This is a genomic window from Lacrimispora amygdalina (genome assembly GCF_900205965.1).
GTDB classification, from domain to species: Bacteria; Bacillota; Clostridia; order Lachnospirales; family Lachnospiraceae; genus Lacrimispora; species Lacrimispora amygdalina_A.
This window is the reverse complement of record NZ_OAOF01000011.1, coordinates 49,314-74,627: the sequence shown is the minus strand read 5'-3', so window position 1 is coordinate 74,627 and position 25,314 is coordinate 49,314. Positions and strand designations below refer to the sequence as shown.

Annotated in this window: 26 protein-coding genes; 3 read left to right on the top strand and 23 right to left on the bottom strand. The window is 44.1% G+C overall.

Annotation, left to right across the window (positions count from 1 at the left end):
• Positions 1-66 precede the first annotated feature (66 nt).
• From CRO04_RS15205 to CRO04_RS15135, 15 genes are all read right to left on the bottom strand, one after another.
• Positions 67-285, bottom strand: a complete 219-nt coding sequence (locus CRO04_RS15205; protein ID WP_097005113.1) for a FeoA family protein — start codon at positions 283-285, stop codon at positions 67-69.
• A gap of 16 nt (positions 286-301) precedes the next feature.
• Positions 302-517 (bottom strand): FeoA family protein, encoded by a 216-nt coding sequence (locus CRO04_RS15200; protein ID WP_097005112.1) that lies wholly within the window; start codon positions 515-517, stop codon positions 302-304.
• A 162-nt stretch (positions 518-679) separates the two neighbouring features.
• Positions 680-2,737, bottom strand: coding sequence for a M13 family metallopeptidase (locus CRO04_RS15195; protein ID WP_097005111.1), 2,058 nt, complete (start codon positions 2,735-2,737; stop codon positions 680-682).
• A gap of 89 nt (positions 2,738-2,826) precedes the next feature.
• A complete protein-coding gene (gene rpsA, locus CRO04_RS15190) occupies positions 2,827-3,927 on the bottom strand; it encodes a 30S ribosomal protein S1 (protein WP_097005110.1) in 1,101 nt (366 codons plus the stop codon).
• The gene (gene ispH / locus CRO04_RS15185) at positions 3,908-4,759 is read right to left on the bottom strand and encodes a 4-hydroxy-3-methylbut-2-enyl diphosphate reductase (RefSeq protein ID WP_097005109.1); all 852 of its coding nucleotides are present in this window, start codon (positions 4,757-4,759) and stop codon (positions 3,908-3,910) included. The genes rpsA and ispH overlap by 20 nt, the downstream gene beginning before the upstream one ends.
• Positions 4,760-4,762: 3 nt before the next feature.
• Entirely contained in the window at positions 4,763-5,446 is a 684-nt protein-coding gene (cmk, locus tag CRO04_RS15180) for a (d)CMP kinase (RefSeq protein ID WP_097005200.1), read from the bottom strand.
• Positions 5,446-6,699 carry an NAD(P)/FAD-dependent oxidoreductase gene (locus CRO04_RS15175; protein WP_097005108.1) on the bottom strand — a complete coding sequence of 418 codons (1,254 nt, stop codon included), beginning with the start codon at positions 6,697-6,699 and terminating at the stop codon, positions 5,446-5,448. The genes cmk and CRO04_RS15175 overlap by 1 nt, the downstream gene beginning before the upstream one ends.
• A gap of 66 nt (positions 6,700-6,765) precedes the next feature.
• Entirely contained in the window at positions 6,766-8,265 is a 1,500-nt protein-coding gene (pap, locus tag CRO04_RS15170; protein WP_097005107.1) for a polyphosphate:AMP phosphotransferase, read from the bottom strand.
• 26 nt (positions 8,266-8,291) lie between these two features.
• Positions 8,292-9,413, bottom strand: a complete 1,122-nt coding sequence (locus tag CRO04_RS15165; RefSeq protein WP_097005106.1) for an aldo/keto reductase — start codon at positions 9,411-9,413, stop codon at positions 8,292-8,294.
• A 147-nt stretch (positions 9,414-9,560) separates the two neighbouring features.
• Positions 9,561-10,880, bottom strand: coding sequence for an aspartate kinase (locus CRO04_RS15160; RefSeq protein WP_097005105.1), 1,320 nt, complete (start codon positions 10,878-10,880; stop codon positions 9,561-9,563).
• Between the two features lie 111 nt (positions 10,881-10,991).
• Positions 10,992-11,534 (bottom strand): arginase family protein, encoded by a 543-nt coding sequence (locus tag CRO04_RS15155; RefSeq protein WP_166432582.1) that lies wholly within the window; start codon positions 11,532-11,534, stop codon positions 10,992-10,994.
• A 209-nt stretch (positions 11,535-11,743) separates the two neighbouring features.
• A complete protein-coding gene (locus tag CRO04_RS15150; RefSeq protein ID WP_097005103.1) occupies positions 11,744-12,337 on the bottom strand; it encodes an HD domain-containing protein in 594 nt (197 codons plus the stop codon).
• Between the two features lie 23 nt (positions 12,338-12,360).
• Positions 12,361-12,819 (bottom strand): DUF523 domain-containing protein, encoded by a 459-nt coding sequence (locus tag CRO04_RS15145; protein ID WP_097005102.1) that lies wholly within the window; start codon positions 12,817-12,819, stop codon positions 12,361-12,363.
• A gap of 89 nt (positions 12,820-12,908) precedes the next feature.
• Positions 12,909-13,499 carry an ATP-dependent Clp protease proteolytic subunit gene (locus CRO04_RS15140; RefSeq protein ID WP_097005101.1) on the bottom strand — a complete coding sequence of 197 codons (591 nt, stop codon included), beginning with the start codon at positions 13,497-13,499 and terminating at the stop codon, positions 12,909-12,911.
• Positions 13,496-13,894 carry a helix-turn-helix domain-containing protein gene (locus tag CRO04_RS15135; protein ID WP_097005100.1) on the bottom strand — a complete coding sequence of 133 codons (399 nt, stop codon included), beginning with the start codon at positions 13,892-13,894 and terminating at the stop codon, positions 13,496-13,498. The genes CRO04_RS15140 and CRO04_RS15135 overlap by 4 nt, the downstream gene beginning before the upstream one ends.
• Before the next feature lie 188 nt (positions 13,895-14,082).
• On the opposite strand from CRO04_RS15135, the gene CRO04_RS15130 reads away from it, so the two are divergent.
• The gene (locus CRO04_RS15130) at positions 14,083-15,288 is read left to right on the top strand and encodes an FprA family A-type flavoprotein (RefSeq protein ID WP_097005099.1); all 1,206 of its coding nucleotides are present in this window, start codon (positions 14,083-14,085) and stop codon (positions 15,286-15,288) included.
• A 34-nt stretch (positions 15,289-15,322) separates the two neighbouring features.
• Here the strand turns inward: CRO04_RS15130 and CRO04_RS15125 are convergent, their stop codons facing one another.
• From CRO04_RS15125 to CRO04_RS15115, 3 genes are all read right to left on the bottom strand, one after another.
• Positions 15,323-16,192, bottom strand: coding sequence for an aminotransferase class IV (locus tag CRO04_RS15125; RefSeq protein WP_097005098.1), 870 nt, complete (start codon positions 16,190-16,192; stop codon positions 15,323-15,325).
• Positions 16,189-16,851 carry an AAA family ATPase gene (locus tag CRO04_RS15120; protein WP_097005097.1) on the bottom strand — a complete coding sequence of 221 codons (663 nt, stop codon included), beginning with the start codon at positions 16,849-16,851 and terminating at the stop codon, positions 16,189-16,191. Before CRO04_RS15120 ends, CRO04_RS15125 begins: the two co-directional genes overlap by 4 nt.
• Positions 16,852-17,012: 161 nt before the next feature.
• A complete protein-coding gene (locus CRO04_RS15115) occupies positions 17,013-18,206 on the bottom strand; it encodes an APC family permease (RefSeq protein WP_097005096.1) in 1,194 nt (397 codons plus the stop codon).
• A 134-nt stretch (positions 18,207-18,340) separates the two neighbouring features.
• Between CRO04_RS15115 and CRO04_RS15110 the strand changes: the two genes are divergently transcribed.
• On the top strand, positions 18,341-19,225 hold the full coding sequence (locus tag CRO04_RS15110) for a LysR family transcriptional regulator (RefSeq protein ID WP_097005095.1): 885 nt from the start codon (positions 18,341-18,343) through the stop codon (positions 19,223-19,225).
• Positions 19,226-19,255: 30 nt separating this feature from the next.
• Here CRO04_RS15110 and CRO04_RS26595 read toward each other — a convergent pair whose 3' ends face one another.
• Together CRO04_RS26595 and CRO04_RS15100 are read right to left on the bottom strand one after the other, a co-directional pair.
• Complete coding sequence (locus tag CRO04_RS26595; protein WP_242974519.1) at positions 19,256-19,804, bottom strand: EFR1 family ferrodoxin; 549 nt, start codon at positions 19,802-19,804, stop codon at positions 19,256-19,258.
• Between the two features lie 43 nt (positions 19,805-19,847).
• Positions 19,848-21,296, bottom strand: coding sequence for an MDR family MFS transporter (locus CRO04_RS15100; protein ID WP_097005093.1), 1,449 nt, complete (start codon positions 21,294-21,296; stop codon positions 19,848-19,850).
• A 69-nt stretch (positions 21,297-21,365) separates the two neighbouring features.
• Between CRO04_RS15100 and CRO04_RS15095 the strand changes: the two genes are divergently transcribed.
• The gene (locus CRO04_RS15095) at positions 21,366-21,827 is read left to right on the top strand and encodes a TetR-like C-terminal domain-containing protein (protein ID WP_097005092.1); all 462 of its coding nucleotides are present in this window, start codon (positions 21,366-21,368) and stop codon (positions 21,825-21,827) included.
• Positions 21,828-21,849: 22 nt separating this feature from the next.
• Here CRO04_RS15095 and CRO04_RS15090 read toward each other — a convergent pair whose 3' ends face one another.
• The 3 genes from CRO04_RS15090 to CRO04_RS15080 all read right to left on the bottom strand — a co-directional run bounded on the left by CRO04_RS15090 (position 21,850) and on the right by CRO04_RS15080 (position 25,310).
• Positions 21,850-22,536, bottom strand: coding sequence for a response regulator transcription factor (locus CRO04_RS15090; RefSeq protein WP_097005199.1), 687 nt, complete (start codon positions 22,534-22,536; stop codon positions 21,850-21,852).
• 93 nt (positions 22,537-22,629) lie between these two features.
• Entirely contained in the window at positions 22,630-23,469 is an 840-nt protein-coding gene (locus CRO04_RS15085) for a Nif3-like dinuclear metal center hexameric protein (RefSeq protein WP_097005091.1), read from the bottom strand.
• A gap of 11 nt (positions 23,470-23,480) precedes the next feature.
• Positions 23,481-25,310 (bottom strand): beta-glucoside-specific PTS transporter subunit IIABC, encoded by a 1,830-nt coding sequence (locus CRO04_RS15080; protein WP_097005090.1) that lies wholly within the window; start codon positions 25,308-25,310, stop codon positions 23,481-23,483.
• Between the last annotated feature and the right edge of the window lie 4 nt (positions 25,311-25,314).

Here is a 25,314-nt window from a genome sequence, read left to right as displayed (position 1 = left end):
CTCTTTCTGCCTGTCAGCAATTGATTTATCTGGTATTAGTCTCACCTAACTAATATGTAAAAAAAATCACTCCACAATGATCATTTCTGCATCTGCTTTTCGTAAGGACAGCTCATAACCTCTGACGGTTACTTCAACCGGATCACCAAGAGGAGCTACCTTTCTTACAAAAACATCAACACCTTTCGTGATTCCCATATCCATAATTCTTCGCTTAACCGGACCTTCTCCGCTTAACCTGGTAACCTTTACAGTTTTGCCGCATGGAATTTCCTTTAATGTCATCGTCTTTTCTCCTTTTCTATCCCACCATGATCTTATTCGCCATATCTTTTCCTATGGCAACTCTGGAATCTTTTACATTCACAATCATGTTTCCGCTGATTTCAGAAACAACAGTCACAACTCCGCCGGTAACAAAACCCAGGTTTTCCAGAAAACGTCTTGTCTCTTCTTTTCCGCCAACTTTACGTATTACATTGGGCTCTCCTGCTTTCACCATTGTTAAAGGCATCATGTATCATCTTCTTTCATTTTATTATTGATAATCATTCCCATTTCTCATCAGTTAGTATAATCTAACTCTCGCCTGTTGTCAAGTTTTTTATTGACATTTTTTTTCATATACACTTAAAGCAGAAAAAGCTGCGGCATCTTTTCCACTGCCACAGCTATTTTTCTACCAGATTTTCACCCTCTTTTCAGGAGCCACATACATGGCATCACCTTCTTTTATTTCCGGATACGTATTATAAAATGCTTCTGTGGCACTAAGTACTCCATTAACCCTGACCTTCGCCGGAGAGTGGGGATCCGTATTCAGACGGTCAATCATCGTTTCCGGAGTATACTTAGAAGCCCAGATGGTTGCATACTGGCGGAATAAAAGTTTTAAATCACCGTCTTTTTCTCCTGCAATCGCCGTAATACACGCCATGGACCCCAGATCAGCAATATTCTCATTTAAGGTCTGGGCGCCATTTACCTTTCTCCCCTCGAATCCATCCATTCCGCTGTAGTATTCTTCCACCTGTTTGGCCAGTTCATCAAATTTCGCCCGGTCCTCTTTTGTCCACCAGACATGATAATTACCATTTTCATCGTAAAAAGAGCCAGAGGAATCAAATGCATGGCTCACCTCATGGGCCATCACCATTCCGATTCCGCCTAAATTGGAAGCAAAATCTGCCTTGGAATCATAAAATGGGGGTTGGAGAATTGCCGCAGGGAATACGATCTCATTGGCTGTGGGACTATAATAGGCATTTACAGTCTGGGGAGTCATACCCCACTCGCCTTTATCCACAGGTTTGCTGAATTTCTTTTTATTAACCTCAATTAAAGCTTTCTGAAGAGAAAGTACATTGTCTATTAAATTCCCCCCGTCTTCAGGGGATACCACACTGGCCTCCTTATAATCATCGGGCCATTTGTCCGGATATCCTACTTTAAGATTCATATGCTCCAGTTTTCTTATTGCAGATACCTTTGTCTCATCACTCATCCAGGTCAGATTTTCAATCTGCTTTTTATAGGAGGTGAGAATCAGGCGGATCATGGACTCAATGTCTTTTTTATCTGACTTGGAAAAGCATTTATCAACATAAAGCCTGCCAAATTCAAATCCCAGTATGTTCTGAGTCAGTTCACTGGCCAGCTTTTCATCTGTTTTTCTCTCTTTAATTCCCTTTCTTAAATTGTTCCATTCCAGATAGCTGTCTCTGATTTCAGGAGTCAGACTTGGGGCAAAATCATTCACCAGGCAGAATATGGTATACTGTTTTAAGAGCGGGAGAGATTCTTCATTTAAATATCCGCTGATTTTTTTCATCTGGTCTTCCTGAACCACGATGTACGTATCCGGTTTGTCCAGCCCTGCAGCCTTTAAAAAGGTTTCCATTGTTCCATCAGGAAACATCTTCTTTAGTTCTTCTCTGGAATAAGGATTATAAATGATATTGGGATCTCCCTGTTTACTGAGCAAAAGTGCACTCCCCGCCAGATCCCTCTGCAGCTTTAAAATATCAGTTGCAGACTTATCCGCATCTTCTTTCTTCATTCCCGTAAATTCCATGATCTGAGAGATATAATTCCGATAATGGCTCATCAGCTCTTCCTGACCGGTATCCTCTAAAGTCTCTTTTCCGGGTCCAAGATCTGCACCGTCGAAATACAGAGCATAGCGGGCGGAATTGCTCATGTCTTCAGACCATTGAGGCAGAATAATACTTCCAACGCCCAGATCATCATAGATTTTCCCTGCCTGTTCCAGATAATCCTCTATTGTCGAAGCACGCTTGATCCCATCCATATAAACAGCAAGTCCGCCAAACCCAGCGGTCCGTCTTCCCTCCATATCCATACCGGTCAGATAGAGGTCGGCGATTTTTTGCCCCAATGATCCTTCCGCCTCATTTTTTCTGTTTCTGACAGATTCCTGAAGGACTTGATCTAACAGATCATATTCCTCCCTGTCCAGCATATAAAACTGACTCCAGCCGCTGGCATCACCGGGAATCTGGATTTTGGCCAGCATCTGTCCATTGATATAATCATAATAATCGTCTTCCAGCCGCACATTCTGTGCTTCCCCTGCAGAGGCTTTTCCCTGACCGCTGACGGGTCTTGCTTCGGTCGGCTGTTCCTTTGGCGGAGGATCTGCTTTTCTTGCACAGCCGGTAAACATCAAAACCAAAGCTATTATTGCCGCCAGTATTCTGAAAAAACCCTTTTTCATGGAATCATCCTCTCTTTACCTTATTGAAATTTTTATACGAAAAAAGGAAGCGGATTTCTCCACTTCCCATCTGCTCATTCTTATTATACTTAAACTTCGTCAGAATATACAGGTGCATCTTCTGCAGCTGCTTCGTCCTGATTCTGAAGTGCTTTGATGCTTAAGCTGATCTTCTTGTCTTCCTCGTTAAAATCAACAACCTTTGCTTCGATCTCCTGTCCAATAGCCAGAACATCGGAAGGTTTCTCCACATGCTCTCTGGAAATCTGAGAAACGTGAAGCAGTGCATCCACTCCTGGCTCCAGCTCGACAAATGCACCGAAATCAGTCATACGTGCAACTCTTCCATTCACTACATTACCCACAGCATACTTTTCAGCTGCATCTCTCCATGGGTTTGTCTCCGGGAATTTTAAACTGAGGGCAATCTTATCGCCATTGATGTCTTTGATTAAGACTTTAACTTTCTCACCAGCCTTGAATGCTTTCTTCGGGCTTTCTACTCTGCCCCAGCTCATCTCTGAGATATGAAGTAAACCATCGGCTCCGCCAAGATCAATAAATGCACCGAAATCAGTTACATTCTTGATGGTACCTTCTACCACATCGCCTGCATGGATCTTTTCAAATAATTCTTTCTGAAGTTCGGCTCTCTTAGCAACCATAATCTGCTTTCTGTCACCGATAATTCTTCTTCTCTTAGGATTGAACTCTGTAATGATAAATTCAATCTCTTTGTCTGCATACTTGGTTAAATCCTTCTCATAAGTATCGGATACCAGGCTTGCAGGAATGAAGACTCTTGCGCCCTCTACAACCACACTTAAACCACCGTCAAGTACCTGTGCAACTTTTGCGGTAAGTACTTCGTGGTTCTCAAATGCTTCTTCCAGTCTTTTATTGCCTCTGTCTGCTGCTAATCGCTTATAGGATAAAGCAACCTGACCTTCACCGTCATTCACCTTAGTGACTTTCGCTTCCATCTCTTCACCAACCTGTACAACGGTTGTAAGATTTAAATTCTGATCATCCGTGTACTCGCTACGCGGGATGATGCCGTCAGACTTGTACCCTATATTCAAGACGATTTCATCTTCTTTTACGTCGATGACTTTACCAGTGACGATCTCTCCTGTACGTATGGTTTTCAATGATTCCTCTAACATTTGTTCAAAACTTAACTCTGACATTAGTATGAACCTCCTCGATAATATGATTCGGGGTTGAAGCCCCGGCTGTAATACCTACGCTGCGCACAGAATTTACACAATCAGGATCTAAATCACCTAGTGTCTGGATATAGTAAGTATTCTTACATTCCCTTCGGCATATCTCGTACAGCTTCTGGGTATTGGAACTGCTTTTTCCGCCAATAACTATCATGGCATCCACTTCTGAAGCTATCCGCTTTGCTTCCACCTGTCTTTCCTGTGTTGCATTGCAAATCGTATTTAAAACAAGTATATCATACCGCGTTTCAGAAATTTTTTCAACTAAATCTTGAAATTTCTTGTAATTAAATGTCGTCTGTGATACAATACACAGCCTCTCTCCCTGGGTGAGCGGCAATGTTTCCACTTGTTCGGGTGTTTCCACCACTAAAGTATTGTCATTTCCCCAGCCTTTAATACCTTCGACTTCCGGGTGTGATTCATTCCCGATTATGATCAGGCGCCTGCCCTCTTTATTCTGCTCTTCGGCAATCCTGTGAATCTTCCTTACATACGGACAGGTGGCATCGATAATTTCAATGCCATTTTCTTCCATGATATCATAAATGCGCTTTCCTGCCCCATGGGACCGGATTACCACAACAGCATCGTGAATCTTTTTCAATTCCTCTTCATTTTCAATAACTTTTACGCCTTTTTCCTCTAAATCCCTTACAACCTCTTCGTTGTGAATGATCGGACCATACGTATAAATCGGCTTGTCGTTTCGTTTCAGCTGCTCGTAGACCTGGTCAACGGCACGCTTGACTCCGAAACAGAATCCGGCGGATTTTGCCACAATAACTTCCATACATCAGCTCCTCTCTTTCAGTTTATCTTTAAACAGCATAATAATACGGTCTATTACTTCTTCGGCAGTCATATCAGAGGAGTCCACAAGTACCGCATCCTCTGCCTGTTTTAACGGGGAATGTTCCCGGTTCATATCCTGGTAATCCCGCCTGATAATATCCTGTTCTATTTCTTCCAGGCTGCAATCCTGCCCTTTTTCCTTCAGCTCTGAATATCTTCTTTTTGCCCGGACCTGGCTGCTGGCGGTTAAATAGATTTTAAGATCCGCATCCGGAAGCACACAGGTTCCGATGTCTCTGCCATCCATGATTACATTCTCCCGCGACGCAAGCTCCTTCTGCAGCTCCACCAGTTTTTCTCTCACCGATAAATGCACGGAAACAGCGGAAGCCATGGTTCCCACCTCTTCTGAACGGATCAGACCTGATACATTCTCTCCGTTTAAAATCACCTGCTGTACTCCGTTTTCATAGGACAGTGTTACATTGGCAGTGCCGGCAGCCAGGGAAATAGCCGCTTCATCAGAAGCAGATATCCCGTTCCTAAAAAAATGCAGGGCCATGGCACGGTACATCGCCCCTGTATCCACGTATACAAAATTAAGCTTTTTAGCCGCAGCCCTGGCTATGGTACTCTTTCCTGCCCCGGCCGGTCCGTCGATTGCGATATTATAAACGTTTGTCATCATTCGTTACTCTCCTCTCCTGCCGCACTGCCAGCCGCCCAGCCGGTAGACCAGGCAATCTGGAGGTTGAATCCTCCTGTGACTGCGTCAAGATCCAGAACCTCCCCTGCAAAATACAGGCCGGGAACCAGTTTGGATTCCAGTGTGGAAGGGTTTATTTCTTTAACGGAAACACCTCCCTGGGTGATAATCGCCTCATTGTAGCCCCTCAATGCAGTCAGCGTCATGGTAAATGCTTTGGTTACACGAATCAGCGACTGCCGTTCTTCCCTTGTAATCTCATTGACCTTCTTATCCGGATAAATTCCGCTGAGATCAATGATGACAGGGATCATTTTTGCCGGATATAAACCGCCCAGGGAATTCTTAAACTGCTTATTCATGGATGTTTCAAAATCTCTTAAAATTCTGGCATCCAGCTGTTCCTCCGTCAGGGCAGGCTTTAAGTCAATGGAAAGAGTAAGAGGCCCCTTCCTCAGTTCCTTTGCTGCATAACTGCTGGCGCTTAAGAGAACCGGTCCGGAGACTCCGTAATGTGTAAAAAGCATCTCTCCGAATTCTCTGTAAATGACCTTGCTGCCTTTCATAACTGTGGCTTCCACGTTACGCAGAGAAAGTCCCTGAAGCTCTTTAATCACAGGTTCCTCCACCACAAAAGGAACCAGCGCCGGAGATAAGGAAGTCATGGTGTGACCGGCTTCTTTTGCCAGTTCATAACCATCTCCTGTAGAACCGGTGGCCTGATAGGAACAGCCTCCGCAGGCGATAATAACACGATCTCCATAGAAAGACTTCTTCCCTGAGCTGCTGCTGACAACAATCCCTTTCACAGTCCCCTGATCCATCAGAAGTTTTTCCGTTTTATTTCTGTAATGAATCGTAACTCCAAGCTCCGTGAGCCTGTTATTTAATGCTTTTATTACATCAGAGGCCTTGTCCGATGCAGGAAAGACCCGGTTTCCACGTTCCGTTTTTAACGGGCAGCCAAGGGTTTCCAAAAGCTCCATCATATCGAAATTGGTAAATCCGTAAAAGCTGCTGTATAAGAATTTGGAATTAGTCACAACGTTACCAAACAGATCCTGAGTATCACAGGCATTGGTCACATTACACCGCCCTTTTCCCGTTATATATATTTTTTTCCCCAGCTTTTCATTTTTCTCAAAAATGTGGACGGTACTGCCCTTCATGGCTGCTGCTATACCAGCCAGCATCCCTGCAGCGCCCCCGCCCACGATTAAAACCGTATTCATGCCCTTTCCTCCTGCCTTCGTTCACTTCCTCCTACTTTACACGAAAAGAGAGGAAAACACAAGTGTTCAGGTACGATTATTCACTTCTTTTATCTTATCTTCCAGCGCTTCCACTACAGTTTTTAAAACCTTGACTCTTGCATAATACTTGCAGTTTCCTTCCACTACAACCCAGGGAGCATAGGTGGTAGAGGTACGGATAAGCATCTCATTGACAGCTGATTCATACTGATCCCATTTTTCTCTGTTTCTCCAGTCCTCTTCCGTTATTTTCCACTGCTTTAACGGATTGTTCTGCCGCTCCTTAAAGCGTCTTTCCTGTTCATCTTTGTCAATATGGAGCCAGAATTTCAGGACAACCGCACCTGCATTAGCCATATGGTTTTCCATTTCATTAATTTCCTGATAAGCCTGCTTCCACTTGCTCTCTGTGCAAAAGCCCTCTACCCGCTCCACAAGTACTCTTCCATACCATGTGCGGTCAAAAATGGCGATATGCCCTGCCTTTGGCACATGAATCCAGAAACGCCACAGATAGTGATGAACACGCTCGATATCATTGGGAGCAGCTGTAGGATAGACCTTATAGCCTCTCGGATCCAGATGGCTGGTAAGCCGTCTGATGGCTCCGCCTTTTCCTGCCGCATCCCAGCCTTCAAACCCCAGCACCACAGGGATCCGCATACGGTAAATCTGGCTGTGAAGAAATTCCAGCTTCTTTTGCAGACGATCGATTTCTTTCTTATATTCTTCCTTTGTGACGGACTTTGTTAAATCCACACCGGAAAGCACCCCTGGCTGAAAACTCTCTGAGCGGACAGGAGCATCCTTATCCTTTGTTCCTACGTTTAAACGCTTTTTATTCAGCGCATCCTCCAGGCACTCCGCCACACAGGACATGATTTTTGCTGCAGCAAAGTCTTTATCTTCAGCCTCAATAATGGTCCATGGCGCATAATCCATATCCGTGTTCTGGAGCATCTCTTCACAGATATTTATGAAACGGTCATATTCCGTATTACGCTTCCAGTCCTCCTTTGACACCCTCCAGCTGGTTTCCTTTGAGCTGTCCAGCTTTTTAAACCTCTTCTTCTGCTCCTGCCTGGAAATATAGAGAAACAGCTTGATAATCACCATACCGTCATCGGTTAGCTGCCGTTCAAAGGATTGGATATCATGAAAGGCTGCAGGCAGATCCTCTTCTTCAATCTTGCCTGCAAAACGCTCCATGGTAACCTGGCGGTACCAGCTCCTGTCGAAAACAGCAATTCTTCCATGGGCGGGCAGCTTTGTAAAGAATCGCCAGAGGAAGGGACGCATACGCTCCTCTTCTGTTGATTTATCATTGGCATAGACATCAAAACCTCTGGGATCGAGGGCCTGTATTAAGTGGTTGATCTGGGTCCCCTTACCAGAAGCCCCCATACCCTCAAATACGATCATAACAGGGATCCCGGCTTCCTTACACTGCCGCTGCAGCTGCCCCAGCTTCTCACTTTGTTCTTTTTTTATCTTTTTGTAGGTTTCCTTATCAATATTCTTTGATAAATCAATTTTCTCCAGCATAAACAGCCCCTCCTTACTGGTTTCCCTTAAGCCTGTATCTTTTCAAACACCTTTGCTACTTCCGGCATGACCTGGCTGATCTTTATCATCTGCGGGCATTCCTTTTCACATCTGTGGCAGGTCTTGCAGCTGTCAGCCTTAATCTTCAGACCTTCATAACCTTTTTTTGCTTCTCCCTCTTTATGGGCTGCCGTCATATTATAATAGGAGAAGATCTCCGGGATCTCAAGACCAAATGGACATGGAACGCAGTAGCGGCAGCCGGTGCAGCCAACCAGCGCCATGGAATCAAAAATTTCCTTGGCCTTCTGGTACATCCCACGTTCTTCTTCCGTTACCATTCCAATAGAGCTTCTGTCTGCAAACAAAAGATTTTCTTCCAGCTGTTTTTCATCGCTCATCCCGCTTAAAAGCAGACTGACTTCCGGCTGATCCCATATAAAGTCAAGAGCATATTCCACGCTAGATTTCTCATTGCCTAACGCTTCTTTTACATGAGGTGCGGGATTTGCCAGTCTTCCACCTAAAAGCGGCTCCATAACTACTACTGCAAGACCTTTTGAAGCAGCATAACGAAGTCCCTTTAAGCCTGCCTGATGTGTGAGATCCACATAATTATACTGAATCTGGCAAAAATCCCATCCATCATAATAATCTATGATATCCTGAAATACGTCATATGAATCATGGAAGGAAAAACCAATATATTTGATTTTCCCATCTGCTCTGGCTTTTTCCATTTTTTCCACCAGTTTAAACTTTTTTATCTTTTCTTCAAACCGGTCTCTGCTTAATGCATGAAGCAGATAAAAATCCACATGATCCGTCTTTAACTTGCTTAACTGCTCGTCTAAAACTTCTTCAAAATCTTCTTCCTTTTCAAGCTTCCATACCGGACATTTCGTTGCAAGATAGGTTTTTTCCCTGTATCCATCCTGCAGCGCTTCTCCTACTATCCTCTCGCTTTCTCCCTCATGATAGGGATAAGCGGTGTCAACATAGTTAACCCCCTGATCAATGGCATGGCGGATCATCGCTACCGCCCGCTTCTCATCTACCTGATTTTCTCCGGTAAGAGGAAGCCGCATGGCTCCGAACCCGAGTGCTGAAACCTTTAATCCTGTCTTTCCAAAATCACGATATTGCATATTTTTCCTCCGCATGATAAGATTTGCAATTGAACCAATAGTTACTTTCCTTTTTATTGTATCATATTTGTTTTCTGTCCCATAGTTTTTTTTACGATTTTACACACAAAAAAGGCAGGCTCACAATGCCTGCCTTTCTTAAGGTTGTTAAACCTCAGTGGTTATAAAAATATCATAAATCGCTTTAATGGCTTCCTCAAAATCGCTGTTTTTCACGCCGATAATGATGTTTAACTCACTGGAGCCCTGATCAATCATCTTAACATTCACTCTGGAATGAGCGAGAGCAGAGAAAATTCTTCCCGCAGTCCCTCTGGTCGCCTTCATGCCTCTGCCAACTACTGCAACCAGTGCCAGATCGGATTCCATCTCCACAAAATCCGGCTCTACCGCTCTGTGAATCCCGGCAATGACAGACTGCTCATACTCCTCAAACTCCGACTGATGAACGAAAACTGTCATGGTATCAATACCAGAAGGCATATGCTCAAAGGAGATTCCGTAATTTTCGAACACCTCCAGAACCTTTCTCCCAAAACCAACCTCCGCATTCATCATGGCTTTCTCAATATTAATAGAACAAAAGCCTTTCTTTCCTGCAATTCCGGTAATGGTATAGCGGGGCTGTCTGCAGGTGCTTTCCACAATTAAGGTTCCCTTATCTTCCGGCTTATTTGTATTGCGGATATTGATAGGAATTCCCTCTTTTCTCACAGGAAAAATCGCATCTTCATGGAGTACGCTGGCGCCCATATAAGCCAGCTCTCTTAATTCTCTGTATGTAATGGTTTCAATCACTTCCGGGTCCTTAATGATTCTCGGATCTGCAACCAGCACACCGGATACATCGGTCCAGTTTTCATACATATCTGCGTGAATCGCTCTCGCCACAACCGAACCTGTTACATCGGAGCCGCCTCTTGAAAAAGTCTTTATGGTGCCATCCTGCTTTGAGCCGTAAAATCCGGGGATTACTGCAGTCTCAGTCTGGCCTAAACGCTGGGAAAGAACCTGGTCGGTCTGATCTGCTAAAAAATTACCGTCTTCGTCGAAAAAGATTACCTCTGCAGCATCAATAAATGGAAATCCCAGATACTGCGCCATGATCAGACCGTTTAAATATTCACCTCTGGAAGCGGCATAATCCCGACCTGCCTTTTCTAAGAAGTTCTTTTCTATGGTCTGAAATTCCCCGTCCAGACTCATATCCAGGGAAAGTCCGCTGATAATTTCCATATAACGCTCTTTGATTTTTTCCAGAATGCTTTTATAACTTTTACCTGCTGCTGCCGCATCATAGCACTGATACAGCAGATCTGTTACCTTTTCATCCTTGTCGTTTCTCTTTCCTGGTGCAGATGGAACTACATATTTTCTGCTCTTGTCAGCACGTATGATACTTCCCACTTTCTCAAACTGCATGGCGCTGGCTAAAGAGCTTCCTCCGAATTTCACAACTTTTTTCATGGCGTCTTTCTCCTCTGATACAGGTTAATATCTACATATTTAACGGAAATAATATCTTAATTGTCACCAGCTGTCAAGTGGTTTTCGCTTATTATGTATAATTTTCCATCATTATGCATAAATTCTCTTTTCCAGAAACATCTCCAAAATTGTTCCATTGGCAGCACTGTTTCGTTTATCCAACTCCTCAATCCGTCTGTTTCCTCCGCTGATGCTGTTATATTCCCCGCAGATATCCACTGCCAGTAATGGTTCTTTCCTGCAGATTATTTGCAGCGCCTGCTTAAGCTGTGCCAGTGTCATACTTCCCTGATCCCAGTCAGTCGTCAGTTCACTGGAAGAAAATACATCTTTATCAATGGAAAGATACACCGGTTCCTTCAATTGACCAGCAAAATCAGAAACCCATTCCATTTGTGACATTCGGGATTCCGGATAGATCTTCACCCTGTCTTTAAACTCCTCTTTCACTGCATAAGCCAGCTCGTCACACACACCAATTAAAATAACCTGCTTTAAACAATTATTTTCCTCCAATAACTGCCGGATCCAGTTTCCGCAGGAAAGCAGACTTCCAAAGCTGGAGGTCAGCAGATCTGCATGATGATCAAATACAACCAGGTCATACGGCTCTTTGCAGCTCTTTTGCAGCACATAGCTGACATAATGGAAATTTCCGCAGTCCAGAAAACGGAAACTGCCTCCCGTTTTTTTGGCCCTGCGTTCAATCTCCGTTAAGGATGCTCCGTCACAAAACCCATGGACACCCGTTAAATCCGTACAGTCAACCCAGTCATAAGGAATCTTTCTGTAGAAATCCTGCCGTTTGTAGACATCTGTGAAATTAAAGATTGTTACCGGTTTTATTTTCCCTTCAAAGCTTCCACCTCCTGGTTTACGTCTTCCTCGCAGGAGCGCATGGCAAGTATGGTTTTTTCAAAAAGCTCCTCCAGAGGCCAGCCCAGATCCTTTGCACCGGTCTCTATAATATCTCTGGAACAGCCTGCCGCAAACCTTTTGTCCTTATATTTCTTCTTTAAGCTGGACACTTCCATATCCATCACGCTTTTGGAAGGACGCATTCTGGCAGCTGCACCGATTAAACCTGTCAGTTCATCTGCTGCAAAAAGGACCTTCTCCATCTCATGCTCCGGCTTTACCTCAGAACAGATTCCATACCCATGGCTGCAGACAGCATGAATCAGCTCCGGTTCAGCTCCGATTTCTTTTAAAAGTTCCGGCGCTTTTGTACAGTGTTCCTCAGGATACTGCTCAAAATCCACATCGTGGAGAAGTCCTGCCAGCCCCCAGAAATCTTGTTCCTCCTCATAGCCCAGCTCCTTCGCATACCAACGCATGGCACCTTCCACCGTCAGCGCATGAAGAAGATGAAATGGCTCCTGATTATATTTTATGAGTAATTGCAATGCCTGTTGTCTCGTTATCTCTGTTTTCATGATATTCTCCTTACTGTACCTGATTAATTGTCCGATCCGGATATCAGAGACTGGATTTTACTCTCCCCAATCACTTCAATTCCGTTTTTCTCCAGTAATGCTGCAGTAACCCCGCTCCCCGGAATCTTTTTCCCGGAAAACGTACCATCATAAATCATTCCATGACCGCAGGAGGGGCTGCGTTCTTTTAATATTGCTTTTTTACATTTGTAAATTTCAGCAAGCTTTAAGGTTTCTTCCGCCCCTTTTACAAAAAAGGCGGTTACATCCTCACCCGGCCGGTTAATCACAGTTTCACCATACCGCTCAGCCGGAGGCCGCGGCGTTCCCATACCTCCCAGCTGTTCCGGGCAGACAGGAATCAGATGGTACTGATCAAGCAGCGCCAGGACGTTTTCATCTCTTCCATTCTTGCCGTCATAACGGCAGTCCGCTCCTAAAAGACAAGCACTAACCAATATTGCTTCTTTTTCATTCTTCATTCCTTCTCGCCTCCTTTCATAAGTCTTACTGTAGCAAAAAATGGAAAGGGGTTCAATCCTTTTTTCAGATTAAACCCCGCAGGCAGACTTTATTTTCTTTTTTCTACAATTGCATCAATAATTCCATACTCTTTTGCTTCTTTCGCTGACATAAAATGATCTCTGTCTGTGTCCCTCTCAATCTCTTCTTCGGAGTGTCCGGTATTCTCACCAAGTATCCGGTTTAACCGCCGCTTGTCTTTCTGCAGTTTATCTGAGAAAATAAAGATATCTGACGCCTTTCCCCCAATCCCTCCGGATACACCGGGCTGATGGATCATAATCTCTGCATTAGGGAGCGCAGAACGCTTGCCCTTCGTTCCTCCTGCCAGGAGAAATGCCCCAAAGCTTGCTGCCAGCCCCAGACAAATCGTGGCTACATCGCATCGGATGTACTTCATGGTGTCATAAATCGCCAGGCCTGCGGTGATTGAGCCGCCGGGACTGTTTATATAAAAGGAGATATCCTTCCCCGGATCCTGGGATTCTAAGAACAGCAGCTGTGCAATAATCAGTTTCGCCGAATCATCGTTTACCTCTTCACCAAGAAATATGATCCGGTCCTTTAACAGACGGGAAAACAGATCATAGCTGCGTTCTCCCAGGCCAGTCTGCTCAATTACATAAGGAACCATATTCACGCTGCACACCTCCAGCCTGCAAATTGATTCACCACCACTGCTTTTCTCCTCAGTTCTTTGTTAATTCTTGCTTTTCTGTATGTCAGAGGCGTACATCCATATACCTTTTTAAATTCATAAGAAAACGCCTGCTGGGACTGATATAACGCATCCTGAGCGATCGTTGCAATGGAATCCTCATCCGTAACCAGCTTTCTGGCAGCCTCGCTGAGCCTTCGTTCCTTAATATAGCGGTGAATGGTACAGCCCGTTATTTCCGAAAACACCCGGTTGATATGAAATCTGGAATAACCAGCATGACGGGCAATCTCCTCCACCTTCAGTCTTTCTGGTGCAGATAAGTTTCCTTCCACATAATCAATAATTTTACTAACTGCTTTTTTCTTTTCATCCATGCATTTCACCTCCATGTTTGAACCATATTATAACAGGTTTCTTTTTTTCCTGTCTTAATAAAAAGTGCGGTTTGGGAAAAGTCCCTAATCCCTAGTATTTTTATAGAAAAAGGTCATGACATTTTGTTAAAAATATAGTATACTTTATACAAGATACTAGAACGAGCAATAGAAAGGAAGGCTGCAACATGTACTGTATCAAAAAAATTAACGACGATCTGTTCTGGGTTGGCGGAAGTGACCGCCGTCTGGCACTGTTTGAAAATGCATATCCCATTCCCAAGGGAATTTCTTATAATTCCTACGTTCTGCTGGATGAGAAAACCGTACTGTTTGATACGGTTGACAGAGCCATAACAGGACAGTTTATAGAGAATGTGGAAGCAGTTTTAGGCGGACGGAAGCTGGATTATATTTTTGTTAATCACATGGAACCGGACCACTGCGCTACACTGGGAGATATGGTTGAAAGATATCCGGACGTCAAAGTCGTATGCAATGCGAAGACGGTCCCCATCATCAATCAGTTTTATGAATTCGGAGTGGATGACAGAGCTGTTATTGTAAAGGAAGGGGATACCATCTCAACCGGAAGGCATAATTTTACATTCTACCTGGCTCCCATGGTTCACTGGCCGGAAGTAATGGTTAGCTATGATTCCACAGATAAGATGTTATTTTCAGCAGATGCCTTCGGCACCTTTGGTGCCATGAACGGCAATCTCTTTGCTGACGAACTGAATTTTGAGCGGGAATGGCTTGATGAATCCAGAAGATACTATTCCAACATCGTGGGCAAATACGGCATCAACACCCAGGCATTATTAAAGAAAGTGGAAGATCTGGATATCCAGCTTCTCTGCCCTCTTCACGGACCGGTATGGCGTTTAGATATCTGCTGGTACATGGACAAGTACTGCACCTGGAGCAGCTACAAACCGGAAGAGAAAGCAGTCATGATTGCATACGGTTCCATATATGGCAACACGGAGAATGCTGCCAACATCCTGGCATGCCGTCTTGCAGAACGTGGAATCCGTAATATCGTTATGTACGACGTATCCGTAACACACCCATCCTACATTATCTCAGAGGCGTTCCGCTGCAGCCATCTGGTATTTGCTTCTGCAACCTACAATGCAGGCATCTTCAGCAACATGGAACATCTGCTTCTGGACATGAAGTCTCACAACGTACAAAACCGTACCGTTGCTCTGATTGAGAATGGCACCTGGGGCGTTATGGCAGGCAAGAAGATGACCGAAATCATCTCCGGCATGAAAAATATGACAATTCTGGATCAGACCATTACTGTAAAATCTTCTGTGAAAGAGGATCAGTTGTCAGAAATCGCAGCTTTGGCTGATACCATCGCAGATTCCATGTCAGAATAAACAAGAATCCCCCGGTTCTCCGGGGGATTTACTTTTAACTTCCTATATTATCAAACATGCTTTTCTTCCCTGTATATCTTAAATACTCTTCTACCACCTCATTCTGTATCTGCTTTAACCGCAGCGGATCTTTTCCTCCAACAGGCACCCCGTCAATTTCATTTGCATGCAGACAGAAATTAGAGGAGGACGTCACCAGAACCTCATCAGCTGTCTTAAGCTCTTCAAGAGTAAATGGGCGCTCTATAACCTGGATTCCCAGGCGATAACAGGCTTTAATCATATGTGTCTTGGAAATTCCACGCAGAATATACTGGTCGTTTGGGTGGGAATAGAAGGTTCCGTCCTTTAGTATGGATACATTGCTGTGGGCGCACTCTGTCACTATCTCCCCCCTGTGAAATACCGTTTCCTGGGCACCCAGCTTATCAGCCTTCTGGGAAGCCATGACGGATGGCAGAAGATTTAAGGTTTTGATGTTGCAGTGAAGAAACCGGGTATCCTCTGCCGTAATCAGACGGATGGGTACATCCGGGTCCCGCAGTTTGCTGGGGCGGATCATAACCCAGAGTTTTCCGGTCATCTGACTGTCATATACATGGTTTCTGGGCGCTGCACCTCTTGTGATCTGCCAATAGACAAAATGAGTCTCCCCTTCCACCTGATTAAGAAGATCCGTCAAAAGATCTCCAAGCTCCTTCTTTTCCATTGGAATCCGTATGTCCAGAGCGTTTGCACTGGAGTAAAAACGGTCTAAATGGTCTTCCAGCAAATAAATGCGGTGATTGCCTCCCACCGTTGCATCATAAACTCCGTCGCCAAAAAAATGCACTCTGTCATTAAAAGGAACCATCAGTTCCTCCGGCGCTGCTATTGTTCCGTCATAATAAGCAAGCTCTTTCATAACCTCTCCTTTTTTTCCGGGCGAATGCCAAATTTCATCCTGATATATTCTTCAATCAGATCTGTGCAGTTATTAAATCCCAGACGTTCCGTATTCAGGCACAGGTCAAAATTCCGGGGGTTTTTCCACTGTTTTCCGGTATGATACAGATAATAGGCATTGCGGTACCGGTCCAGCTGGTCAATGTAATGCTTTGCTTCCACATCCGAAATCCCCTGTCTCTCCATTTCATGCTTTACCCTGAACTCATAGGAAGCATCCAGATAAACAGACACTACATTGGGTTCCTCCTTTAATACAAAATCAGCCGCTCTTCCCACACATACATACGATTCCCGGGTAAGCAGCTCTTTTAACACCTTTGCCTGATAATTGAATAAACTCTGGTCTAATAAGAAATTTCCGCTCTCTGCAGGGATGATCTCTCCATTATATACCTTTTTAAAGGCCTGATACAACACTGTCTTTTTCATTTTTTCATCTGTTTCCTCAAATATGGTTCTGTTCACTCCCCCATCCTCTGTGGCCAGCTTGAGAATTTTTTTATCGTAATAATCAATTCCATAATCTTTCGCCAGCTTTTTTCCTATATAGCTTCCGCCGCCGCTTCCGCAGGTACGGGTTATGGCAATTGCAAAAAATTTACTTTTATCATTCATATATCTTCCTCCTTGTCTCTTGTTTCATCTGCCAGAGAATGCAAAAGGAGCCGCAACCGCCTTCTGCGCAGTTGAGACTCCATCGTTCTCTCATTTGATATATTGGGAGGATTATAACATTTGTACGCAGAAAGCACAAGACCTTTTCATTCCACCGGCGTTCAGAATACCGGATTACGGATGGGTACTGTTATGATCAGACTTGCACAGGTAATCAGCAGAAACAGCACCAGCGCATAGCCTGACGAAAACAGGAAAATCAGCAAAAGTAAAAACAGCAGGATTCCAATTCCTATTCGTATCAGAATATGATTCAGGAGTTTAAAACCACAGGCAAGGTCAAGAACAGCATTCCCGATAAACATGGCATTTGCAATGCCTATAATGTTTTGAAAGGACAGTATCCCCGCCGCATGAAGGAAAAGAACTATATAATCCACAATGAGAAGCATTACAGCGGTCATCCATTTATGATGAAAAATCTCCGGCAAGCCGGCATTTTTAAAACGTACCGTTGTCTGCCGGACCACACCCCCTGTAAAAGTGGTAATCGTGCAGATACAAAGACATGCGGCAAGCCCTGAAAATACGGCTCCTGAAAATCTGCCTGTTACCGGGATCAGCAGATCCGGCATGAAGTGACCTGGGCTGTTTTGATATGCGAAAGCCGTAAGCAGATAAACCATGACAACTGCTGTCAGGCTGATGAGCATGGCCCGCATTATGGTCCGTTTCGGATTTTCCACATCCTCAACATAATTACCCAGTATCTCCCACCCCACAATTGCCCAGAAAATAAGCAGAAGTGTCTGCCCAAAAACTCCTGGCTGTGGAATACTGTGGGGTATGGTAAGAGCTGGTAACTGAAATAACGTCGCTCCGCTTCCTGCCAGCAGCAGACCCGCTGTGATACTGGATAAAACCAGCATGAATTTTCCCATAAAGGACACTCCCGATATCACGATTATGGCACAGATAAGAAGAACTGCACCGGCTATTCCCCAGGCAGGCGTATTACCAGCATCAGGCAGAATAAACTCCGAGGCAGTAAGAGCCACTGCAACAGGCCCGAAGAACACGGCAGCCGTAAGGTAATTGGCAGCAAGCGTTCCGAATCTGGTACCAAACGTATCCCCCACAATCGCGCTGATTCCCCGGTTATCCGATACCTCAACTGTCATTTTAGCAAAAACATAGGCAAACAAACCATTCAGTGCCATCATGATCACCCATGCAAGAATAGCATGCTCCCCCAGCTTATCGTAAGCAAGAGGCGGCAGAAAAATAATCCCGGACCCGAGAAGTGGACCTGTCATCAGCCCGCTTACCGTAAAAACATTTAATTTTTTCTTCATATAAATCTCTCTCCCTTCTGTCATATCAATCATAATAAAAAATCTTACTTTTGTATAATTGAAGTTATTAAATATTGACTTCAAAATTATTGATGATAAAATAATGGGAGAAGAAACGGAAGGGGTATTACAATATGATAGAAATACGAAATTTACGAACACTGGTGAAAATAGCAGAGCTGGGAAGCTATACAAAAGCAGCCCAGGCCCTGGGATATGCCCAGTCAACCCTGACCTTCCAGGTAGGTGCGATTGAATCCTATTACAACTGTCCCGTCTTTGACCGTACCGGAAAGGTCCTTAAACTCACTGCATTCGGCGAACAGCTGCTGGAACATACCAATTCGGTATTACAGGAATATGATGCCCTGGAGCAGTTAGGCAGAAGCGATGCTGCCCCCCGTGGCTGCTTACGGATCGGGGCACCCGAATCCCTGACGCTGTACCGGTTACACCCTCTGATCATGGCTTATAAATCTGCTTATCCGCAGGTGGAAGTCCGTATGATCAACAGTCCCTGCGAAATGCTGTTAAAGGATCTATCTGCCGGACAGCTGGATATCAGTTTTGTTCTTCAGCCAGAATGCATGGATCCGAATCTGTGCACGGAACTGCTATCCCAGGAAAGAATGTGCCTGATCGCTCCAGCCGGACATACACAGCAGGATTTTTTACCTGAACCCGGGCAGATGGTGCTTTACACAGAAAAGGAATGCTCCTATCGCCAGGAATTTGACCGGTATCTGCAAAGGCATCACACAGTCCCAGCCAATATACTGGAAACCTCCAGTGTAGAGGCAATCAAGAAATATGTATCCTCAGGTCTTGGCGTCTCATACCTGCCTTATTATTCCGTAAAAAAAGAAAGCGAAAGCAAAAGCCTTCGCACAAAGTTCATTCAGACAGATCTTACTTTTTTTACCCAGATTGTTTATCATAAAAAGAAATGGATCTCTCCGGCCATAAAGTCACTGATCGCACTGAGCCGTGAATATGGCCGGAAATGGTCCGACTGCTGACATTATTCACAGAAAATAGAGATGGCACGCTTACCGGTACATAAGATCTTTTACCTCAACATAAGGGTTCTTATACCTCCGTTTTCCTTCTGTCTTACCTCCACATTGTATGGCTTCCTTTGGACATAGGTTTAAGCATGAAAGACACATTTCACACTGATGCTTCCACACCGGCACTCCATTTTTCATTTCAATGTTATGGGCAGGACAAACCTGACTGCATAATCTACAGCCAATGCAGCCCTGATCCACCTTGAAAAAATAATCCATTTTTTTAACGAACGGCGAGACAGACCTATATAAAATGCCTGTTCTTATAATTCTGTCGGACAAGCTGCCCGTTTCTACTGCATGATACTCATGGGACTTAACTGCAGTGACAATCTCACTCACCTTCTTCTCCAGTGAGTCAAAGAGTATTTTCTTTTTTTCTTCACTGGTTTCATGCAATAAGATCATGTTGGTAGGCATTACTACAGAATAGCCCGCAGAAAGTCTGAGCCCCCTTGCCCGCAGCATTTTGCGGGCAAGTACTAAAGCTCCGGCTGCCCTGCCCCCGTTGGTAGCGACGGCGAAAATATATTTTCCCTTGTTATTGCAGGACAGACGTTTAATAAACTTATCAATTACTCTCCTTTCGTGTTTCCGATTGTTTATATACAGCCAGAAACAGTGCAGGAATCACTGCGGCCACTGTAAAGCCGGCAGACCACCCAAAAGCAAAATTATACGCACCGGCAGCATTGTGTATTCCTGCTGCAGAGCGGCTGGCTAACTGATGCTCTACAATTGTTGCAAAAACTGCAGATCCGAATGCACCGCCGATTGTCTGCAGTATTCTTGTGGCAATACTTGCATGAGGAATCTGCCCGCTGTTTAATCCCACATACGCAGATACCATGAGCGGGATGAATACTCCTCCAAGACCAGCCCCCCGTATCAAAAGTGCCACAGCTAACAGAATCTCACTTGTTGTGGAATCGGCAAAAACAAATGGCAGAGTACCAACAGCCGTGATTATAAGGCTGACCAGAACGATTGGGCGTGCTCCTATACGGTCAGTCAGTTTACCCATCTGGCTTCTTGTGAGTAACATACCAATTCCCTGGGGGATCAGCATAAGTCCGGCGTAAAGAACGCTTTCACCACGCACCTGCTGATAAAATAACGGAAGCAGAAGCATGCCGCCATTTGTAATAATGCCTGACATAAAAAGCAAAACAGACGTAGCAGAAAAATTGCGTGACCGAAATAGATGCAGATCAAGCACCGGCGAAATTCTCGTATGTAAGGCATAAAAAACAAATGCGGCCATCATTATCAGTCCCATCAGCACAGGAACAAGTACTGCACTGCTGTTTAATCCGTCATGTGATGCTATCTGCGCAATTCCATAAATGAGTAAGGCAAATGCCGGGGACAGCAAAAGAATGCCGGCAATATCAAGAGGCTGTTTCTCCTTTGCCGGACTATCTGCTGGTATACCCCAGAAAGCCAGCAATAAAGCGATAATGGACACCGGAATATTGACATAGAAGATCCAGCGCCAGCCCAGACTGTTTACGATAATACCGCCAAGAACCGGTCCCAGAATCGGTGCCAGAAGCATGGGCAGGCTGACGATTGACGCCATATGTCCTATATTTCGTCCCCCCGAAATCTGAACCAGCATGTTAGTCATGGTCGGCATTAATAAACCTGCGCCAATTCCCTGCAAAAGCCGAAACCCGATCAGAGTTCCTATATTCCATGAAAGTGATGATAAAATGGAACCTGCAAGAAATATAGCCAGTGAGAATTCATACAGCCGCTTACCGCCAAGACGGTTAATCGCCCAGCCGGAAATGGGAACGGCTATTGCCATTGCAAGCACATATCCGGTTATAACCCACTGAATAACGGAAACAGTACTTTTTAATTCGCCAGCTATTGTTTTTATGGCCACGTTCACCATTGTCGAATCCAACAAAGGTGCAAGAGTACCAAACACCAGAATTATTGATACTTTAAGCAGTATAGGATCAATCTTATCTTTTTGCTTATTGGAATCATTTGCTATACTTTCTGTCATATGAAAGCCTCCTTGTAATAAACTTTTAACTTTACTTAATCCAACAATCTGTTGGATTATCATATTGTAATGATATTAAGATTCTTCATCAACCAACAATTTGATGTGTACGATGTGCTGGAGCAAATTGAATCTTCAGTTTTACCAGATATTGAAAAGCACAAAAAAATTGCACATATAAAAAGTATACACTTCCCAATCAGACATCTTGTGGAAGTGTTTAATAAAAACAAACAATATCTTATCGTCCTGTTGGGAAAAAACGGCGATCCGGCTTTTCGGGATAAAATGAAAAATACATACAAAGACCTGGTACGTCCCATACTTCAATCCACCGAAACGGATGATTACACATTGGAGTACGGTTTAGAGTATGCAATGTCAGCTATTATTGGAATGATAACATATTGCTTTACAACGGAAGAACACCCTGATATTGAAAGAATGGCTGAGCTTCTTAGCAGTTTCATGAGCCATGGCGTGTTAAAAAACCCCGAATTCGCGAAAAAGACAGGGCAGAAATCAGATTAAAAAACTGATTTCTGCCCTGTCTTTATCTTCTTCCATTACCCCCAACCCTTAAAACATATCCAACACCTCTGACCGTATGAATCAGCTTTACCGGCTGGCCTTCATCGATTTTCTTTCTTAAATACCGAATATATACATCAACCATATTGGATTCACCTTCATAGTTATAATTCCATATATGCTGACTGATTTTATCACGGGATAACACAACCCCGGTATTGCGGATTAGATATTCCAGGATTGAAAATTCTTTGGAGGAAAGACGAATAAATTGTTTATTTCTTATGACTCTGCGGGCATCGCAGTTAACCGTTAAATCACCAACCTCAAATATATTGCTGATATTTCCGTAGCACCGCCTTACCATGCCCCTTACTTTCGTTAAAAGCTCATATGCGGAAAATGGCTTTTGCAGATATTCATCCGCCCCTGCCACCGGACTGCCCACAAAATTCTCCATGGTTCCCCCTGCAGTCATTAACAGCACCGGTGTTTTCTTTCCCTGGCTTCGGATCTTCTTTAAAAGCTCAGGTCCGCTCAGTCCCGGAATCATAGTGTCCAGTATGATAGCATCATAATCTGTCTTCTCAAGATACTCCAGTCCTTCAAGTCCATTGAGACAGGAGTCTACCGTATAATGGTCCAGTTTAAGCTTTCTAACAAGCAGTCCATTTAAATCCGGTTCATCTTCCACCAATAAAATTCTCATAACCCTCATCCCTTTCATTCTTCTATAAGTACTACGCTGTCCGTATCTTATAAACATTATAACACAAGAATAATGAAAGGAACTACAACGAAATTACAAATAATCAAAGGGTTCTTTCGCATCAATAAAGGAAACGGTCTGCTCCGGAAGAAGCTGTTTCAGCCAGCTCACCAGATGTTTCATTCCGGACTCCTCACTTCTTTCATGACCGATAATAATCATGGATTTATTAAGCCCGAGCATAGAGGCATCTCTTATATAAGCGCTTAGCGTCCATTCGGTGATATCTCCGCATATAACGGTATCTATATTTTCTCTGCGCATGAACTCCATGGTATTTTTCTCGTTTCCAAGCCCCAGGCTGCCGCCTCCCACCAATACACCGACACGGTGGCAGATTCCCTCCTGGTTACCAATTACTCTTGCACATTTCACCTCCAGAGACTCCTTTACTTTCATCACCAGATCCTTAAGCTTCATCTCCGGAATCTGATAGCACAACCGGGCTTTCATCAGAGGATTCTTCTCCTCCTGACTGATTTTACTTCTTTCTTTATACTCTCCCCAGCCCATATCCTGTTCAAAGCCCTGATAAATCATATCATCAGAAACCGCATGCATATAATCATGGAACCGCCATATTACCAGATGGTTCTCTTCGATCAGCTGTTTCTTTTTCATATAAACGGGATCATTTAAAAGCCATTCTTTTTCATCCCTTCCGTTAAACCATGTTGGTTCATGGGTAATAATAAAATTAGCTCCCAATCTGACCGCTTCTAAAATCACATCAACAGTGGCCATAAAAGTGGTGACTGTTTTCGTAACCTCCGTATCCGGATCACCGATGATGATCTGATCCACGGTTCTTCCCTGATCCAGAATCACCCCAGTCTCTCTGATGATACTGTCAACGATTTCTCTTACTTTCATTAACCAACCTCCTACTCAACCTGGATTACCGGGTCTTTCAGGCTGCCCGGCTCCATTATCTTCACTTCCTGAAAGTGATTTGTATTAGTCACAATCAGCATCACAGTCGTATCATATCCCGCCTCTTTTACTTTGTCAAATGCCACATTTCCGATCACCTGGCCGGAGGTGATTTTGTCCCCTTCCTGCACATAAATATCAAAATATTTCCCATCAAGCTCAACCGTATTAATTCCAATATGAATGATCATCTCTGCTCCATATTCCGTTCTGATCCCGATTGCATGCTTTGTAGGGAATACAGAAACCACCTCTCCATCTGCCGGCGCAAGAATTTCATCACTGGCTGGAATCACTCCGATTCCTTTTCCCAATGTGCCTGATGAGAATACTTCATCTGCAACCTGACTAAGTTTAACCACCGTTCCTTTTGCTGGTACAGTCATTGTCTTATTCACCGTCACATTTTCCTGCGGCGAACCAGTTCCTGCTGTCATTGACGTATCTTTCCCCGCAGATTCGTAACCAAATATATAAGTCAGAAGAAACGTTCCCCCAAATGCCACAGCCATGGCAATTGCAAAGCTGACAGCCGGAGTATAGGAAGGAATAACCATAATACCTCCTGCCATCTGGGAAGCGTATATATGGAAAATTCCGCAAAGACCGCCTGCAACAGCGCTCATGGACATGGCATATAACAGAACCCGTCTGAATTTAAAGAATACTCCGTAAATTACAGGCTCTGTAATTCCTGTTAAAAAAGCAGGTACAAATGCAGAAAATGACAGCTCTTTTAATTTGATATCTTTGGTTTTAATAAATACCCCCAGTGCCGCACCTGCGCCAGCATAAGCCGTCGCCTGAACGGTTGGAAGAAGAAAATCCTGACCTGCTGTGGATAAGTTATTAATAATAACAGGGATCAGCGCCCAGTGAAGTCCAAGCATAACCGTAGGAATTCCAATGAAACCAAATACGATGTTTGTAAGTACCGCATTTTTTCCCAGGGCAATTGTTAATATATTTGAAATGAACGTGCCTGTATAAATTCCGAATGGTCCAAACACAATTAATGTGATGGGAACGACCAGCATCAGAGACAACATGGGAACAAACAACACCTGAAATACGCCTGGTATAATCTTTTTTAACAGCCTGTCAATGAGAACATAGGTACAGATTGCCAGTATTACCGGGAAAACAGTAGAGGAATAATCCATTAACACCACCGGTATATGCATGAAATCCGTCTGCCCCCCGGCTGTTGTTAAAAGCCTGGTATAGTTTGGCTCCAGAAGAGCTGCTCCAATGACACCGGATATATAAGGATTTACTTTCATACGGGTGCCAAATGTTATTCCCAGAATGATGGGGAGAAAATAAAACACTGCATTTGAGGCAGCTGTTAAAATTGCATAGGTTCCAGATGATGACTGCATTACCCCTGCTGAAACAAGAATCTGAAGCAATGCCTTTAACATACCGGAGCCTAATATAGCCGGTATAATGGGGGTAAAGCTTCCTGAAATTACATTGAAGATCTTCGCTGACAGCTTTTGTTCCTTTCCCCCTTCTTCCGTTTTTCCGCTCTTTCCTTCTCCTGTCAGTTTTACTACCTCTTCATATACATCTTTTACATTGGTCCCGATGACAATCTGATACTGGCCCCCGCCCCGTACCACCTGCATAATATCTAACTTCTCCAAAGCTTCTTTGTCTGCCTTATCTTCATTCTTTAAAACGAAACGCAGCCGGGTCATGCAGTGAGTCAGACTCTGCATATTTTCCTTTCCGCCAATATTTTCCACAATCTTTTCTGCCAGATTTTTATCGCTCATGATT

Excerpts from the sequence above, each read along its gene's own strand:
- CRO04_RS15125 (WP_097005098.1), bottom strand. The coding sequence starts at position 16,192 with ATGAAAGAGCTTGCTTATTATGACGGAACAATAGCAGCGCCGGAGGAA.
- CRO04_RS15120 (WP_097005097.1), bottom strand. The coding sequence starts at position 16,851 with ATGAATGATAAAAGTAAATTTTTTGCAATTGCCATAACCCGTACCTGC.
- rpsA (WP_097005110.1), bottom strand. The coding sequence starts at position 3,927 with ATGTCAGAGTTAAGTTTTGAACAAATGTTAGAGGAATCATTGAAAACC.
- CRO04_RS15080 (WP_097005090.1), bottom strand. The coding sequence starts at position 25,310 with ATGAGCGATAAAAATCTGGCAGAAAAGATTGTGGAAAATATTGGCGGA.
- ispH (WP_097005109.1), bottom strand. The coding sequence starts at position 4,759 with ATGGAAGTTATTGTGGCAAAATCCGCCGGATTCTGTTTCGGAGTCAAG.
- cmk (WP_097005200.1), bottom strand. The coding sequence starts at position 5,446 with ATGACAAACGTTTATAATATCGCAATCGACGGACCGGCCGGGGCAGGA.
- CRO04_RS15130 (WP_097005099.1), top strand. The coding sequence starts at position 14,083 with ATGTACTGTATCAAAAAAATTAACGACGATCTGTTCTGGGTTGGCGGA.
- CRO04_RS15115 (WP_097005096.1), bottom strand. The coding sequence starts at position 18,206 with ATGAAGAAAAAATTAAATGTTTTTACGGTAAGCGGGCTGATGACAGGT.
- CRO04_RS15150 (WP_097005103.1), bottom strand. The coding sequence starts at position 12,337 with ATGAAAACAGAGATAACGAGACAACAGGCATTGCAATTACTCATAAAA.
- CRO04_RS15100 (WP_097005093.1), bottom strand. The coding sequence starts at position 21,296 with ATGACAGAAAGTATAGCAAATGATTCCAATAAGCAAAAAGATAAGATT.
- CRO04_RS15160 (WP_097005105.1), bottom strand. The coding sequence starts at position 10,880 with ATGAAAAAAGTTGTGAAATTCGGAGGAAGCTCTTTAGCCAGCGCCATG.
- CRO04_RS15135 (WP_097005100.1), bottom strand. The coding sequence starts at position 13,894 with ATGGATGAAAAGAAAAAAGCAGTTAGTAAAATTATTGATTATGTGGAA.
- CRO04_RS15205 (WP_097005113.1), bottom strand. The coding sequence starts at position 285 with ATGACATTAAAGGAAATTCCATGCGGCAAAACTGTAAAGGTTACCAGG.
- CRO04_RS15165 (WP_097005106.1), bottom strand. The coding sequence starts at position 9,413 with ATGCAATATCGTGATTTTGGAAAGACAGGATTAAAGGTTTCAGCACTC.
- CRO04_RS15095 (WP_097005092.1), top strand. The coding sequence starts at position 21,366 with ATGATATTAAGATTCTTCATCAACCAACAATTTGATGTGTACGATGTG.
- pap (WP_097005107.1), bottom strand. The coding sequence starts at position 8,265 with ATGCTGGAGAAAATTGATTTATCAAAGAATATTGATAAGGAAACCTAC.
- CRO04_RS15175 (WP_097005108.1), bottom strand. The coding sequence starts at position 6,699 with ATGAATACGGTTTTAATCGTGGGCGGGGGCGCTGCAGGGATGCTGGCT.
- CRO04_RS15085 (WP_097005091.1), bottom strand. The coding sequence starts at position 23,469 with ATGAAAGTAAGAGAAATCGTTGACAGTATCATCAGAGAGACTGGGGTG.
- CRO04_RS15090 (WP_097005199.1), bottom strand. The coding sequence starts at position 22,536 with ATGAGAATTTTATTGGTGGAAGATGAACCGGATTTAAATGGACTGCTT.
- CRO04_RS15200 (WP_097005112.1), bottom strand. The coding sequence starts at position 517 with ATGATGCCTTTAACAATGGTGAAAGCAGGAGAGCCCAATGTAATACGT.
- CRO04_RS15195 (WP_097005111.1), bottom strand. The coding sequence starts at position 2,737 with ATGAAAAAGGGTTTTTTCAGAATACTGGCGGCAATAATAGCTTTGGTT.
- CRO04_RS15110 (WP_097005095.1), top strand. The coding sequence starts at position 18,341 with ATGATAGAAATACGAAATTTACGAACACTGGTGAAAATAGCAGAGCTG.
- CRO04_RS15145 (WP_097005102.1), bottom strand. The coding sequence starts at position 12,819 with ATGAAGAATGAAAAAGAAGCAATATTGGTTAGTGCTTGTCTTTTAGGA.